General features: G+C 60.8%; 11 protein-coding genes. 7 read left to right on the plus strand and 4 right to left on the minus strand.

From position 1 onward, the window contains the following. Genes dnaA through gyrB form a run of 4 tightly spaced genes read left to right on the plus strand, consistent with a single transcriptional unit; the run spans position 1 to position 6,207 of the window. A complete protein-coding gene (dnaA, locus tag PspR32_RS00005; protein ID WP_159387927.1) occupies positions 1–1,518 on the plus strand; it encodes a chromosomal replication initiator protein DnaA in 1,518 nt (505 codons plus the stop codon). Positions 1,519–1,558: 40 nt separating this feature from the next. Then, positions 1,559–2,662 (plus strand): DNA polymerase III subunit beta, encoded by a 1,104-nt coding sequence (gene dnaN / locus PspR32_RS00010; protein WP_010222708.1) that lies wholly within the window; start codon positions 1,559–1,561, stop codon positions 2,660–2,662. Between the two features lie 19 nt (positions 2,663–2,681). Next, positions 2,682–3,785 (plus strand): DNA replication/repair protein RecF, encoded by a 1,104-nt coding sequence (gene recF / locus PspR32_RS00015; RefSeq protein ID WP_010222707.1) that lies wholly within the window; start codon positions 2,682–2,684, stop codon positions 3,783–3,785. Between the two features lie 4 nt (positions 3,786–3,789). Next, positions 3,790–6,207 carry a DNA topoisomerase (ATP-hydrolyzing) subunit B gene (gyrB, locus tag PspR32_RS00020; protein WP_010222706.1) on the plus strand — a complete coding sequence of 806 codons (2,418 nt, stop codon included), beginning with the start codon at positions 3,790–3,792 and terminating at the stop codon, positions 6,205–6,207. Positions 6,208–6,297: 90 nt separating this feature from the next. On the opposite strand, the gene PspR32_RS00025 is transcribed toward gyrB, so the two are convergent. The 3 genes from PspR32_RS00025 to PspR32_RS00035 all read right to left on the minus strand — a co-directional run bounded on the left by PspR32_RS00025 (position 6,298) and on the right by PspR32_RS00035 (position 10,177). Then, positions 6,298–7,188, minus strand: coding sequence for a DUF2950 domain-containing protein (locus PspR32_RS00025; protein WP_159387928.1), 891 nt, complete (start codon positions 7,186–7,188; stop codon positions 6,298–6,300). A gap of 14 nt (positions 7,189–7,202) precedes the next feature. Then, a complete protein-coding gene (locus PspR32_RS00030) occupies positions 7,203–8,708 on the minus strand; it encodes a DUF3300 domain-containing protein (protein ID WP_159387929.1) in 1,506 nt (501 codons plus the stop codon). A 155-nt stretch (positions 8,709–8,863) separates the two neighbouring features. Then, positions 8,864–10,177 carry a sigma-54 interaction domain-containing protein gene (locus PspR32_RS00035; protein WP_159387930.1) on the minus strand — a complete coding sequence of 438 codons (1,314 nt, stop codon included), beginning with the start codon at positions 10,175–10,177 and terminating at the stop codon, positions 8,864–8,866. Between the two features lie 254 nt (positions 10,178–10,431). On the opposite strand from PspR32_RS00035, the gene PspR32_RS00040 reads away from it, so the two are divergent. From PspR32_RS00040 to PspR32_RS00050, 3 genes are read left to right on the plus strand one after another with little or no spacing between them, the layout of a single operon-like run. Beyond that, a complete protein-coding gene (locus PspR32_RS00040; RefSeq protein ID WP_036995286.1) occupies positions 10,432–11,316 on the plus strand; it encodes an MBL fold metallo-hydrolase in 885 nt (294 codons plus the stop codon). Between the two features lie 36 nt (positions 11,317–11,352). Continuing rightward, the gene (locus PspR32_RS00045; protein ID WP_100781889.1) at positions 11,353–12,630 is read left to right on the plus strand and encodes an NAD(P)/FAD-dependent oxidoreductase; all 1,278 of its coding nucleotides are present in this window, start codon (positions 11,353–11,355) and stop codon (positions 12,628–12,630) included. Continuing rightward, positions 12,627–13,445 (plus strand): sulfite exporter TauE/SafE family protein, encoded by an 819-nt coding sequence (locus PspR32_RS00050; protein WP_010222698.1) that lies wholly within the window; start codon positions 12,627–12,629, stop codon positions 13,443–13,445. Before PspR32_RS00045 ends, PspR32_RS00050 begins: the two co-directional genes overlap by 4 nt. Before the next feature lie 4 nt (positions 13,446–13,449). Here PspR32_RS00050 and PspR32_RS00055 read toward each other — a convergent pair whose 3' ends face one another. Further along, a complete protein-coding gene (locus tag PspR32_RS00055; RefSeq protein ID WP_010222697.1) occupies positions 13,450–14,337 on the minus strand; it encodes a LysR family transcriptional regulator in 888 nt (295 codons plus the stop codon). Positions 14,338–14,474: the final 137 nt, after the last annotated feature.

A 14,474-nucleotide genomic window follows, 5' to 3' on the forward strand; every position in this document is an offset into this window, starting at 1 on the left:
GTGTCAGTGGAACTTTGGCAGCAGTGCGTGGAGCTTCTGCGCGATGAACTGCCTGCCCAGCAATTCAACACCTGGATCCGTCCGCTACAGGTCGAAGCCGAAGGCGACGAGTTGCGCGTCTATGCGCCCAACCGTTTCGTTCTCGACTGGGTCAATGAAAAGTACCTGAGCCGTCTGCTCGAGCTGCTGGGTGAACACGGCAACGGTATTGCACCTGCGCTTTCCTTATTAATAGGCAGCAGACGCAGTTCGGCACCGCGCGCCGCGCCCAATGCACCGCTCGCCGCTGCCGTGGCTGCATCCCAGGCCCAGGCGGCGCAAACGGCGGTGGTCAACGAACCAGTCGCCGCTCCTGTTGCTGCCCCTGCCGCGACGGTTGAAATCGAGGACGCGCCTTCGCGAGACAGCTTCGATTCCATGGGCGAGGCCAATGCCGCCCCGGCGCCAAGCGGTCGCACCGAACAACGCACTGTGCAGGTTGAGGGTGCGCTCAAGCACACCAGCTACCTGAACCGCACCTTTACCTTCGAGAACTTTGTCGAAGGTAAGTCCAACCAGCTGGCCCGCGCTGCGGCCTGGCAGGTTGCCGACAACCCCAAGCATGGCTACAACCCGTTGTTCCTGTACGGCGGCGTGGGCCTGGGTAAAACTCACTTGATGCACGCTGTGGGTAACCACCTGCTCAAGAAGAATCCGAATGCCAAGGTGGTGTACCTGCACTCCGAGCGTTTTGTCGCCGATATGGTCAAGGCGCTGCAACTTAATGCAATCAATGAGTTCAAGCGCTTCTACCGTTCGGTCGATGCGCTGCTGATCGATGACATTCAGTTCTTCGCCCGCAAAGAGCGTTCCCAGGAAGAGTTTTTCCACACCTTCAACGCCCTGCTCGAAGGCGGTCAGCAGGTCATTCTGACCAGCGACCGTTATCCGAAGGAAATCGAAGGGTTGGAAGAGCGCCTGAAGTCGCGTTTCGGCTGGGGCCTGACCGTTGCGGTAGAGCCACCGGAGCTCGAAACCCGGGTGGCGATCCTGATGAAGAAGGCCGATCAGGCCAAGGTCGACCTGCCGCATGATGCTGCTTTCTTCATTGCCCAACGGATTCGTTCCAACGTACGCGAACTCGAAGGCGCCCTGAAACGGGTGATCGCTCACTCGCACTTCATGGGCCGCGACATCACCATCGAGCTGATTCGCGAGTCGCTCAAGGATCTTCTGGCACTGCAGGACAAACTGGTGAGTGTGGATAACATCCAGCGCACCGTTGCCGAGTACTACAAGATCAAGATCTCCGATCTGTTGTCCAAACGTCGTTCCCGTTCGGTAGCCCGTCCGCGGCAGGTCGCCATGGCCTTGTCCAAAGAGCTGACCAACCACAGCCTGCCGGAAATCGGCGACGTATTCGGCGGCCGCGATCACACCACCGTGTTGCATGCGTGCCGCAAGATCAACGAACTCAAGGAATCCGACGCGGATATCCGCGAGGACTACAAGAACCTGCTGCGGACTCTGACGACTTGATGAACGTCAGCGCAGCTTATTAAAGGCAAGGGACTAGACCATGCATTTCACCATTCAACGCGAAGCCCTGTTGAAACCCCTGCAACTGGTCGCAGGCGTCGTCGAGCGCCGCCAGACCTTGCCGGTACTGTCCAACGTACTGCTGGTGGTACAGGGTCAGCAATTGTCGCTGACCGGTACTGACCTGGAAGTGGAACTGGTTGGCCGCGTGCAACTGGAAGAGCCGGCCGAGCCTGGCGAGATCACTGTTCCTGCACGCAAGCTGATGGATATCTGCAAAAGCCTGCCGAACGATGCGCTGATCGACATCAAGCTCGATGAGCAAAAGTTGGTGGTAAAGGCAGGCCGCAGCCGCTTCACCCTGTCGACCCTGCCGGCCAACGACTTCCCGACAGTGGAAGAAGGCCCGGGCTCGCTGACCTGCAACCTGGAGCAAAGCCGTCTGCGTCGCCTGATCGAGCGCACCAGCTTCGCCATGGCCCAGCAGGACGTGCGCTACTACCTCAACGGCATGCTGCTGGAAGTGTCCACTGACACCCTGCGCGCCGTCGCCACCGATGGCCACCGTCTGGCCATGTGCTCGATGCGTGCCGATATCGGCCAAGCTGATCGCCACCAGGTCATCGTACCGCGCAAAGGCATCCTTGAGCTGGCGCGTCTGCTCACCGAGCCGGACGGCATGGTCAGCATCGTCCTGGGTCAGCACCACATTCGTGCCACCACCGGTGAATTCACCTTCACCTCCAAGCTGGTCGATGGCAAGTTCCCGGACTACGAGCGTGTACTGCCCAAGGGTGGTGACAAGCTGGTGGTCGGCGACCGTCAGGCGCTGCGCGAAGCCTTCAGCCGCACCGCGATCCTGTCCAACGAGAAGTACCGCGGCATCCGTCTGCAACTGGCCAATGCCCAGCTGAAGATCCAGGCCAACAACCCTGAGCAGGAAGAAGCGGAAGAAGAAATCAGCGTCGAGTACAACGGTAGCTCGCTGGAAATCGGCTTTAACGTCAGCTACTTGCTGGACGTACTGGGTGTCATGACCACTGAGCAGGTTCGTCTGATCCTGTCGGACTCCAACAGCAGTGCCCTGCTGCAGGAAGCTGACAACGACGACTCCGCTTACGTTGTCATGCCGATGCGTCTGTAATTTGTCCAGCAGACTCTAGATGTCCCTCAGTCGCGTTTCTGTCACCGCGGTGCGTAACCTGCACCCGGTGACCTTCTCTCCCTCCCCCCGCATAAACATTCTGTACGGCGCCAACGGCAGCGGCAAAACCAGCGTGCTGGAAGCCGTTCATCTGTTGGGCCTGGCCCGTTCCTTCCGCAGCACTCGGCTTACCCCGGTCATTCAGTACGAGCAGCTGGCTTGTACCGTGTTCGGCCAGGTCGAGTTAAGCGAAGGCGGGTCGAGCAACCTGGGGATTTCGCGGGATCGGCAAGGCGAATTCACTATCCGCATTGACGGGCAGAACGCCCGTAGCGCTGCGCAATTGGCAGAGATTCTGCCCCTGCAGCTGATCAACCCGGACAGTTTTCGCCTGCTTGAAGGTGCGCCGAAAATACGCCGGCAGTTCCTCGATTGGGGGGTGTTCCACGTGGAACCCCGCTTCATGGCCACATGGCAACGCCTGCAGAAGGCTTTGCGGCAGCGGAACTCATGGTTGCGGCATGGTACACTTGACGCTGTTTCGCAAGCGGCCTGGGACCGGGAACTGTGCCTGGCCAGCGCGGAAATAGATGAATACCGTCGCAATTACATCAAGGCCTTGAAGCCCGTCTTTGAGCAAACCCTGAGCGATTTGGTCGAGCTCGAAGGGCTGACCCTGAGCTATTACCGTGGCTGGGACAAGGATCGCGAACTCAGTGAAGTGCTCGCCTCCTCCCTGCAACGTGATCAGCACATGGGCCATACCCAGGCCGGCCCACAACGCGCGGACCTACGCCTGAGACTCGGCGCCCATAACGCGGCCGACATTTTGTCTCGCGGCCAGCAGAAGCTGGTGGTCTGTGCATTGCGTATCGCCCAAGGCCATTTGGTTAGCCAGGCGCGTCGCGGCCAATGTATTTATCTGGTGGATGACTTGCCGTCGGAGCTCGACGACCAGCACCGCCGCGCACTTTGTCGCTTGTTGGAAGACTTACGCTGCCAGGTGTTTATCACCTGTGTAGATCAAGAATTATTGAGGGAAGGCTGGCAGACGGAAACGCCAGTTGCTTTGTTCCACGTGGAACAGGGCCGTATCACCCAGACCCACGACCATCGGGAGTGAAGGCATGAGCGAAAATCAAACGTACGACTCCTCCAGCATCAAGGTGCTGAAAGGGCTAGATGCCGTGCGCAAGCGTCCCGGTATGTACATTGGCGACACCGATGATGGTAGCGGCCTGCACCACATGGTGTTCGAGGTGGTCGATAACTCGATCGACGAGGCACTCGCCGGCCACTGCGATGACATCACCGTAATTATTCACCCGGACGAATCCATCAGTGTTCGCGACAACGGTCGCGGCATTCCGGTTGACGTGCATAAAGAGGAAGGCGTTTCCGCCGCTGAGGTCATCATGACCGTCCTCCACGCCGGCGGTAAATTCGATGACAACTCCTACAAGGTATCCGGCGGTCTGCACGGTGTAGGTGTGTCGGTGGTTAACGCCCTTTCCGAGCAGTTGATCCTCACCGTTCGCCGCAGTGGCAAGATCTGGGAACAGACCTACGTCCACGGTGTTCCACAAGCGCCGATGAAGATCGTTGGCGAAAGTGAAACCACCGGTACCCACATCCACTTCAAGCCGTCGGCTGAAACCTTCAAGAACATCCACTTCAGCTGGGACATCCTGGCCAAGCGGATTCGTGAACTGTCCTTCCTCAACTCCGGCGTTGGCATCCTGCTGAAAGACGAGCGTTCGGGCAAGGAAGAGTACTTCAAGTACGAAGGCGGTCTGCGTGCCTTCGTTGAGTACCTGAACACCAACAAGACGCCGGTCAACCAGGTGTTCCATTTCAATGTTCAGCGTGAAGACGGCGTGGGCGTGGAAATTGCCCTGCAGTGGAACGACAGCTTCAACGAGAACCTGTTGTGCTTCACCAACAACATTCCGCAGCGCGACGGTGGTACCCACCTGGTCGGTTTCCGCTCGGCGTTGACCCGTAACCTGAACAACTACATCGAGCAAGAAGGCCTGGCCAAGAAGAACAAGGTTTCGACCACTGGCGACGACGCCCGTGAAGGTCTGACCGCGATCATCTCGGTGAAGGTGCCGGATCCGAAGTTCAGCTCGCAGACCAAAGACAAGCTGGTGTCCTCGGAAGTGAAAACTGCCGTGGAACAGGAGATGGGCAAATACTTCTCCGACTTCCTGCTGGAGAACCCGAACGAAGCCAAGGCGGTTGTCGGCAAGATGATCGACGCCGCTCGTGCCCGTGAAGCTGCACGTAAAGCGCGGGAAATGACTCGCCGCAAAGGTGCGCTGGATATCGCCGGCCTGCCTGGCAAGCTGGCGGACTGCCAGGAGAAGGACCCTGCTCTTTCCGAACTGTACCTGGTGGAGGGTGACTCCGCGGGTGGCTCGGCCAAGCAAGGCCGTAACCGCAAGACCCAGGCGATCCTGCCGCTCAAGGGCAAGATCCTCAACGTCGAGAAAGCACGCTTCGACAAGATGATCTCGTCCCAGGAAGTGGGCACGCTGATCACTGCGCTGGGCTGTGGTATCGGCCGCGAAGAGTACAACATCGACAAGCTGCGCTATCACAACATCATCATCATGACCGATGCTGACGTCGACGGTTCGCACATCCGCACCCTGCTGCTGACCTTCTTCTTCCGTCAGCTGCCGGAGCTGGTCGAGCGTGGTTACATCTACATCGCTCAGCCGCCGCTGTACAAGGTCAAGAAAGGCAAGCAAGAGCAGTACATCAAAGACGACGACGCCATGGAAGAGTACATGACTCAGTCGGCTCTGGAAGATGCCAGCCTGCACCTGGACGAATCCGCACCACCTGTTTCCGGCGTCGAGCTGGAGCGTCTGGTCAACGAATTCCGTACCGTGATGAAGACCCTCAAGCGTCTGTCGCGCCTGTACCCGCAGGAGCTGACCGAGCACTTCGTCTACCTGCCGGCGGTATCGCTGGAGCAGTTGGGCGACCACGCTGCCATGCAGGAATGGCTGGGCAAGTTCGAAGAGCGCCTGCGTACCAGCGAGAAGTCCGGTCTGCTGTACAAGGCCAGCCTGCGCGAAGACAAAGAGCGCAACGTCTGGTTGCCGGAAGTGGAAATCACCTCCCACGGCCTGGCCAGCTATGTCACCTTCAACCGTGACTTCTTCGGCAGCAACGACTACCGCACCGTCACCGCCCTCGGTGCACAGCTGAGCACCCTGCTGGGTGAAGGCGCCTACGTGCAACGTGGCGAGCGCAAGAAAGCCATCACCGAGTTCAAGGAAGCCCTCGACTGGCTGATGACCGAAAGCACCAAGCGCCACACCATCCAGCGCTACAAAGGTCTGGGTGAGATGAACCCGGATCAGCTGTGGGAAACCACCATGGACCCAACGGTGCGCCGTATGCTCAAGGTGACCATCGAAGACGCGATCGCTGCCGATCAGATCTTCAACACCCTGATGGGCGACGCCGTTGAGCCACGTCGTGAGTTCATCGAGAGCAACGCGCTGGCAGTGTCTAACCTGGACTTCTGATCAGGTGTAGGTTCAAAGAAAAGCAGCATCATCAAGCCCGCTCACGCGGGCTTTTTTTGTGTCGATTTCCATGTGTTGAGGTGCTCTGGTTCAGCGCGCCTCTTCCTCGTCCTTTACTTCGCTCCAACTGCTGTCGGGGTCGAAACGCGTAATCGCAGCAGCTTGCTTGGCGCTGTCACGGCCGAGGTCTTTCTCGAACAGTTCACCGTCGTGGCTGATCATGAAACTCATCACGCCAGTGTCCCCGTAGTCCGCCGGCCAGGCAATAACGGCAAAACCGCGCGTCATGCGATCGCCGATCTTGTAGTCATAGGCGCCGCCCGGCGCCGAAGGGCCTTGGGCAGTGAGGATACGATAGTGATAGCCGTGCCAGTCATCACCAGTCGTGGTATCACCGAAAAGCGGTCCGAGCGGACTTTCTTCGACGCCTTCCTCTTCCGGCCAGTACAGGCCGTCGAACTGCCCGTCGCTACTGATGAGCTTCTGTGCGTATTCGAGGACCCCATCACCATTGCGATCAATCTCGGCGTAATCCATCTGCGCGTCGTGATAGGCACGCGCCGATTGCATTGTCGCCAATTCGTTGCGTCCGATGCGGCGCTGACGGATTTCCTCGGCGCCGGCTTTGGTGTCGAATGCCCAGCCGCCAGTACTGTGTCTGATGGGAATTGGGAATATCCAGGGCGTGTCGCCGACAACCAGATGTACGCGCTTCGGGCTGTCGGACTGAACCTGATGTTTTTCCTTGTAGAGGGCGAGAAAGGCATCAACATCTTTACGATCGATGTTCTTGGTCGGGATATAGCTCTTCCAGTCGTTGCCAAGCAAGTTCGCCAACTGTTGGCTATCGGCCTTCTCGCTACCAAGCGCCTGCACCAGTGCTTCGCCGGCGGCCTGCGGGTTTGGGAAGTGTTTCTGAGCGAAACTGCTGGACGTCCAGAACAGCAGCAGAACCAGCGCAATTCGACTAGCAGCATTCATGACTGACTCTCCTCTCAACGGCGACGGCCGCCACCGCTGGGTTGCATCCGCGCGGGTCGTTGTACCTGGTGGCCCGCAGACGCTGCGGACGGTCGGCTGGCGCTCCGTTGGCTGACCTGGCCACGATTGCTCGCGATGCGTGACTGCGAAGGGTTGCGCACACCGGCCAACGCATTGTTGCGGGGCGCCTGGGCGCTAACATGTTGCTGGCGGACTTGCTGACGTGCTTGTTGGTTGCGCCCCGTCTGCTGAGGCTGGCGGTTCTTCTGGGGCGCCTGCGCACGCTGACGGGCCTGACCGTCACTCTTCAGTTGGCGATCGGCAACCTGGGCGCGCTCGCGTGCATTGCCGGACGGCTTGATGCCCTGCTTTTCCAGGCTCTGTTGGGCGCGCTCGCGGTCGGCACTCTGCACCCGTTGGCGGGCTTCAAGGTTACTGGTTGCCGGTGCTTCGATGCCGCGCTGTGCCAGGGTTTCACGTGCTCGCGCGCGATCTTCGACCCGGGCCGGCGTGTCACCGCGGTAGGCTGTGCGCTCTGCACTGCCGGGTAAGCGTCGGTCGAACTGGGCTCGACTGGCTTGGTCGCGGTACGGGACGCCGTCGCGATACGCAGGATTATGGCGCCAGTTGTTCTGGTTGGCATCGAGCCTGCGGTTGACGTTGTTGATATTGTTGTAGCGATTGACGTTGATATCGACGTCATGATCGTCCCAGTCGCAATCCCCCCACAACGAATTGACGATCGCTACGCCAGCACCGAAAGCCAGGCCGGTCGCTAACGCCGTGCCGATGGCATACCCCGGTGGTGGCGGATAATACGCTGGTGGATAGGATGGTGAGGACCAACTGCCGTACACCACAGAGGGGTTGTAGCTTGGGACGTATACAACCTGCGGGTTGGTCGGCTGGATAACGATAGTCTGTGCCGGCGCGGCACCTTGCACCACCGTGGTCGTGCCGCCAGCAGGGGCGCTTGCCGGTTGCACGATAACGGTCTGCTGATCGTTGGACTCCAGGTGGCCAGCAGCCTTGGCCTTGGCGCGCAGGCGCTGCACCGAGTTCATCACCGCGTCGGGCTGGGCGAGAAAGGCATCACCGACGCGTTGCACCCAGACCGGGTCCTGGGCAAGTGTGGCCAGCACCTGCGGAAACGCCACCAACGATTGCACGCTGGGGTCCCAAGGTTGGTCGGCGACCTGCTTGACGGCGGCATCACCGCTGACGTTCGGATGCGCCTTGGACCAGACAACCGCGTCGGCGACATTGCCTGGATAGGTGGTGGCCATCAGCACCTGAGCCAGTAAAGCGTCCGGATACAACGCCAACGGTGCAAGCATTTGATCAAGCTGTTCGGTGCTGAATACCGCCTCGCTTGGCGCCGTCGGAGCGGCCGATACAGCCGGTACAGCCGTTGCCGGCGCCGTGGCGCTTGCCTTAGGTTGCGCATCCTCTTCGGAACAGCCAAAAAGCGCGAGCATAGCGATGGTGAGCAGAATCGCCCTGTGAAGGCAGGCAGACATGACGATGCTCCTGTGGCAGAAAAGACAGAGCGGAACGTCAGGCGCCCTGGCACCTGGTTACCGACTCGGCAATCGATGCATGGAACGCTCTCCGCAGCGGGTGAGCAGTTTCAGCGTAGAAGAAAAAGCCGGGGTTTGTTGTTTCTGCGCCGGGCTCAAAGGCCCAATGCGCGCAGGCGTCGGTACAAGGTGCGTTCACTCATCCCCAGATGACGCGCCAGCTCACTGCGCGATCCATTGAAGCTGTCCAGGGCCTGGGCCAACTGCCCGAGGTTGTCTTTGGATCGACGGCTCATGCTTGGCATCGGCTCAAGTCCCGAACCGAGCTCCGCAGGCAGATGTTCGGCACGAATCAGTCCGTCGTCGGCGAACAGCCGTGCCCGCTCGAGGATATTACGCAGCTCGCGAATGTTGCCGGGATAGGCGTACAAGCTCAGCCGTTTCATCGCCTGTGGGTCGAGCTGTGGGGCCGACGCACCCGCCATCCGTTGCAACAAACTCTCGATCAACAACGGCAGATCATCGACCCGCTCGCGTAATGCCGGCAAGCGAATCGGAAAGCCGCTGATACGGTAGTACAGGTCTTCACGGAAGGTGCCCGCCGCTGCCATTTCCTTGAGGGGTTTGTGGGTAGCCGAGACCAGCCGGAAATCTGAGTGAACCGTGCGCAGGCTGCCAACCGGACGAAAGCTACCGGACTCGATCAGGCGCAGCAGTTTGACCTGCATCGCCAACGGCACTTCGCCGATTTCATCAAGGAACAAGGTGCCGCCATGGGCGGCTTCCGCCAGGCCGATCTTGCGCTGGTGGGCGCCGGTAAAGGCGCCCTTCTCGTAGCCGAACAGCTCGCTCTCGAACAACGACTCGGTCAGGCCGGTGCAATCAACCACCACTAGCGGGCCGCTGGCTCTCGGACTGCCCAGGTGCAGGGCGCGGGCAAACAGCTCCTTGCCGGTGCCGGATTCGCCCTGGAGCAATACCGGGATTTGCGCAGGTGCCGCACGCTGCAGGCTGGCCAGTGCGTCCTGGAACGCCGGCGAGCGCCCGACCAAGCCGTGTTGTTGGGGCTGAGCCGAGGCGACGGTGATGCTGGTCAGCCGCTCGACAAAAGCCACCACCTCACCCTGTTCGTCGAGGATCGGACGCAACTCGACATCCACATGTTCCGGCCCGCGAGGGGTGTGGTGCACATGCAACACACGCTCAGGCACCCGGCTGTCCCAGGCCTTGCGCATCGGGCAGTGTTCACCGGCCTGGTCGCAAGGGACAGCGTAGTGATGGGAGACCCGATGGCACTTGGCGCCAATGGGTGGCTGACCGTCAATGCCGAACTGGCGTCGGTAGGCGCCGTTGGCGGCGAGGATGTTGTAGTCGGTGTCCAGCACGATGGTCGGCTGGGCATCGTGTTCGAGGTAGGACACCAATGCCTGCACGGCAGGATCGGCAGCAACAGCGGGAGAGAAGGACATGACGACACCTGGGCAAGCTCGGGCAGAGCTTAACTGAAGGTGCCGAGGACTGCCAAAAACTGTCAGGTGCTGCCATGTCACTGCCAACTATGCTGACAGTCTGGCAGCGCAGAGTTTTAGGCCGCCCGGAAAATCGCCGTAACCATTGGGAAACAGCCTACCCATACGGTGGCACATATCTTGATGACAGCTTCTCCACTGCCAGCCAGCCTTGAAGCGTGGTTGGCACTTGCGAAGAATTCGGAGCGTGGTAAATGATCATCGGCGGCAATTTGTATGTGGAGGCACTGTTCGACAGTGTGACTTCGACCATCAGCTATCTGGTGATGGACCGTAGCAGCGGCGACTGTGCCTTGATCGACAGTGTGCTCGATTACGATCCGAAATCAGGGCGCACCAGCAGTGCTTCGGCCGACAAGCTGATTGGCCGGGTGACTGAACTGGGCGGCAAGGTTCAGTGGATTCTGGAAACCCACGTGCATGCTGATCACCTGTCTGCGGCGACCTACCTCAAGCAGATCCTGGGCGGCCAGATTGCCATCGGTAGCCAGATCACCCAGGTGCAAAAGGTCTTCGGTGCGTTGTTCAACGCCGATGGCCGCTTCGCTCGCGATGGCAGTCAGTTCGATGTGCTGTTCGACGATGAGCAGCCCTTTGGCATCGGTAACCTTCAGGCGCGTGCCTTGCACACGCCCGGGCATACTCCGGCGTGCATGACTTATGTGGTGGAGGTCGGCGGGCAGAGCATCGCCTTTGTTGGTGATACCTTGTTCATGCCCGATTACGGCACCGCCCGTTGCGACTTTCCCGGTGCCAGCGCGCGTACCCTGTACCGCTCGATCCAGCGCATCCTTGCCCTGCCCGCCGAGACGCGCCTGTTCATGTGCCACGACTACCTGCCGGGTGGCCGCGAACTACGTTACATGACCACGGTCGCCGAACAGCGCGCCAGCAATATCCACATCCATGAAGGCATCAGCGAAGACAGCTTCGTCGCCATGCGCGAAGCCCGCGACGCCACCCTGGAGATGCCGGTACTGATCCTGCCCTCGGTGCAAATCAACATGCGCAGTGGCCAGTTGCCCGAGCCTGAAGAGAACGGAGTGCGCTACCTGAAGATCCCGCTCAACGTGCTCTGAGCTTCACCCCAGAATTATTATTAGAAGGACCCTGCCATGCATGCTCAACCCTCCCCTGCCGAGGTGCCGAAAGGCGACCACCATAAAGTGCTGATCGTCGGTGCCGGTGCCGCTGGTATCGCCGCCGCCTCCAGCCTGATCTGTCGCGACCCTTCGCTGGATGTCGCGATCATCGACCCTGCCGATGTGCACTACTACCAACCCGGCTGGACCATGGTGGGCGCCGGGATCTTCCAGGCGCCTTCGACGGCACGCACCATGGCCTCGACCATTCCCGGTGGCGTGCAGTGGATCAAGGCACGGGTCGAGACCTTTGACCCGCAGGCACAAACGGTCACTCTTGATGACGGCCGGCTGCTCAGTTACGAGCAGTTGGTGGTCTGCCCAGGGCTGAAGCTCGACTGGGATGCCATCGAAGGCCTGAGGGAAACCCTCGGGCGCAATGGCGTGACCTCCAACTACCGCTACGACCTGGCCCCCTATACCTGGCAACTGGTGCAGAACCTGCGTGAGGGCCAGGCGCTGTTCACTCAGCCGCCGATGCCGATCAAGTGTGCCGGCGCGCCGCAAAAGGCCTTGTACCTGTCTTGCGATCACTGGTTGCGCAATGGTCGTCTGGGCAGCATTCAGGCGCAGTTCTTCAATGCCGGGGGCGTGCTGTTCGGGGTGCCCGACTACGTTCCGGCATTGATGGAGTACATCGATAAGTACGCGGTAGACCTGCAGTACGCCCATCGCCTGGTGGCTGTCGATGGCCCGGGCAAGCGGGCCACCTTTGCGCGCACCCTGCCCGATGGCAGCAGCGAGACCCGGGTTCAACCCTTCGATATGCTGCATGTGGTGCCGCCGCAGGTTGCGCCTGATTTCATCCGCAACAGCCCGCTGGCTGACCAGGCCGGTTGGCTCGATGTCGACCCGGCTACCTTGCGCCACAAACGCTACAGCAACATCCACGCCCTGGGTGATGGCATCAATACCAGCAACGCCAAGACTGCGGCGGCGGCGCGCAAACAGGCGCCGGTGGTGGCCAACAACGTGCTGGTGGCGCTGGGGCGCCTGCCCAACCTCGCCCACTATGATGGCTATGGCTCCTGCCCGCTGACTGTCGAGCGCGGCAAGATCGTCCTCGCCGAGTTCACCTACGGCGGCAAGCTGGCGCCGAGCTTCCCGCGCTGGCTGCTCGACGGCCGCCGGCCGACGCGCCTGGCCTGGCTGCTGAAGGCGCAGATCCTGCCGCCGTTGTACTGGCGCTGCATGCTCAAGGGCCGCGAATGGCTGGCCAAACCCCGGGTTGCCGCCGAGGGCCTGCGGTGATCGAGCATCAATTTCTGGCGGCAGGTTTAGGGGCGATTATTGGTGCGGTGCTGGCGCTGACCGGCGCTGGCGGCGGCATTCTGGCCGTGCCCTTGCTGGTGTTTGGCTTGGGGTTGTCGATGGTCGAGGCGGCGCCAGTCGGCTTGCTGGCCGTCGGCATGGCGGCGGCGGTAGGTGCCCTGCTGGGATTGCGCCAGGGCCTGGTGCGTTATCGCGCGGCGCTGTTCGTGGCGTTGATTGGCATCGCTATCGCACCCTTCGGGCTGATGCTTGCCCATCGTCTGCCGAACGGGCCATTGGCCCTGAGCTTTGCCCTGGTGCTGGTCTATGCCTGTGCGCGCATGCTGCTCAAGGCTCGCCGGGAGCTTCGCGGCGAGCCGCCACTGGGCCCGCGCCACGTCATGCCCTGCGTGCTCAACCCCTTGCAGGGGCGACTGCGCTGGACCCTGCCCTGTGCCCGCGCCCTGGCCTTTACCGGTGTACTGTCGGGTTTGCTTTCGGGATTGCTCGGTGTCGGTGGTGGCTTCGTGATCATCCCGGCGCTGAGCCGCTACACCAACCTTGACATGAAGAGCATCGTTGCCACTTCGCTGGCGGTGATCGCCCTGGTGTCAACTGGCAGTGTGGTCAGCGCGACAGTCGGCGGCGTCATGCATTGGGCGGTGGGCGCGCCGTTTGCCGGCGGCGCGGTGCTCGGGCTGCTGCTGGCGCGTCAGCTCGCCAGCAAGCTGGCCGGGCCGCGCTTGCAGCAAATGTTTGCAGGTGTGGGGATCTGCGCAGCCTTGCTGCTGGCGGTCAAAACCTTGGGCAGCTGACGCCCTACTCCGCCAGCAAGGCATCCTGCTCCTGCGCGCACAGGGCCAGGAGAAAATCCCAGACCACGCGCAGGCGTACTGATTTGTGCAGCTCGCGGCGGGTACAGATCCAGTAGCTGCGCTGGATGGTTTCGCTGGGCAATACCCGCACCAACGCCGGATCGTGGCGGGCCATGTAGTTGGGTAGCACGGCGATGCCCAGGCCGGCGCGAGCGGCCTGTTGCTGGGCGATCACGCTGGTGCTGCGAAACACCACATTGGGTGCGCGGCAGAAGCTGTTCAAAAACAGTAATTCCTGGCTGAACAGCAGGTCGTCGACGTAGCCGATCCAGCTGTGCTTGGCCAGGTCTTCACGGTAATTGAGGGCCGGCGCCTGGGCCAGGTATTCGGGGCTGGCGTACAGCGCCAGGCGGTAGTCGGTGAGTTTGCGAGTTATCAACAGGTCGGCGTTCGGCCGCTCCAGGTGGATGCTGATCTCCGCTTCGCGGTTGAGGATGCTGACAAAGCGCGGCACCGCCACCAGCTCTACCTCAAGGCCCGGATAGCGTTCGAACAGGCTGCCCATGCGCGGGGTGAAGAACATGATGCCGATGCCTTCGGTCACCCCCAGGCGAATCTTGCCCAGCGGGGTGATGGCCTGGGTGATCTCTTCCTGGGCCAGCAGGGCGACGTTTTCCATCGCTTCGGCGTGCTTGAGCAGGGCCTGCCCGGACGGCGTCAATTCGTAGCCCTGGGCATGTTGAACGAACAGCGCGGTGCCCAGGCTCTGCTCGATATTGTCGATGTGCCGGGCGACGGTGCTGTGGGTGGTGTTGAGGCGTTTGGCCGCGGTCAGCAGGCGGCCGCTACGCTGCAACTCGAGAAAAAACCGCAGATCATTCCAGTCGAACATGCTTTTCCTTGTGAATCAGGTGTTCACGGACGTTGTGTTAAAACGCACAGCACTTGAGTGAAATCTAACGTTTTCATCCCGAAATTAATCAATAACATGGGCTGGGACAAGAATAATAATCAGGCGCGAGGTTGCCC

Source organism: Pseudomonas sp. R32, assembly GCF_009866705.1.
Classification (GTDB): domain Bacteria; phylum Pseudomonadota; class Gammaproteobacteria; order Pseudomonadales; family Pseudomonadaceae; genus Aquipseudomonas; species Aquipseudomonas donghuensis.

Bases quoted from the DNA above. Each gene is read 5' to 3' on its own strand.
- PspR32_RS00045 (WP_100781889.1), top strand. From the start codon at position 11,353: ATGCATGCTCAACCCTCCCCTGCCGAGGTGCCGAAAGGCGACCACCAT.
- PspR32_RS00040 (WP_036995286.1), top strand. From the start codon at position 10,432: ATGATCATCGGCGGCAATTTGTATGTGGAGGCACTGTTCGACAGTGTG.
- PspR32_RS00035 (WP_159387930.1), bottom strand. From the start codon at position 10,177: ATGTCCTTCTCTCCCGCTGTTGCTGCCGATCCTGCCGTGCAGGCATTG.
- PspR32_RS00025 (WP_159387928.1), bottom strand. From the start codon at position 7,188: ATGAATGCTGCTAGTCGAATTGCGCTGGTTCTGCTGCTGTTCTGGACG.
- dnaN (WP_010222708.1), top strand. From the start codon at position 1,559: ATGCATTTCACCATTCAACGCGAAGCCCTGTTGAAACCCCTGCAACTG.
- gyrB (WP_010222706.1), top strand. From the start codon at position 3,790: ATGAGCGAAAATCAAACGTACGACTCCTCCAGCATCAAGGTGCTGAAA.
- recF (WP_010222707.1), top strand. From the start codon at position 2,682: ATGTCCCTCAGTCGCGTTTCTGTCACCGCGGTGCGTAACCTGCACCCG.
- PspR32_RS00030 (WP_159387929.1), bottom strand. From the start codon at position 8,708: ATGTCTGCCTGCCTTCACAGGGCGATTCTGCTCACCATCGCTATGCTC.
- PspR32_RS00055 (WP_010222697.1), bottom strand. From the start codon at position 14,337: ATGTTCGACTGGAATGATCTGCGGTTTTTTCTCGAGTTGCAGCGTAGC.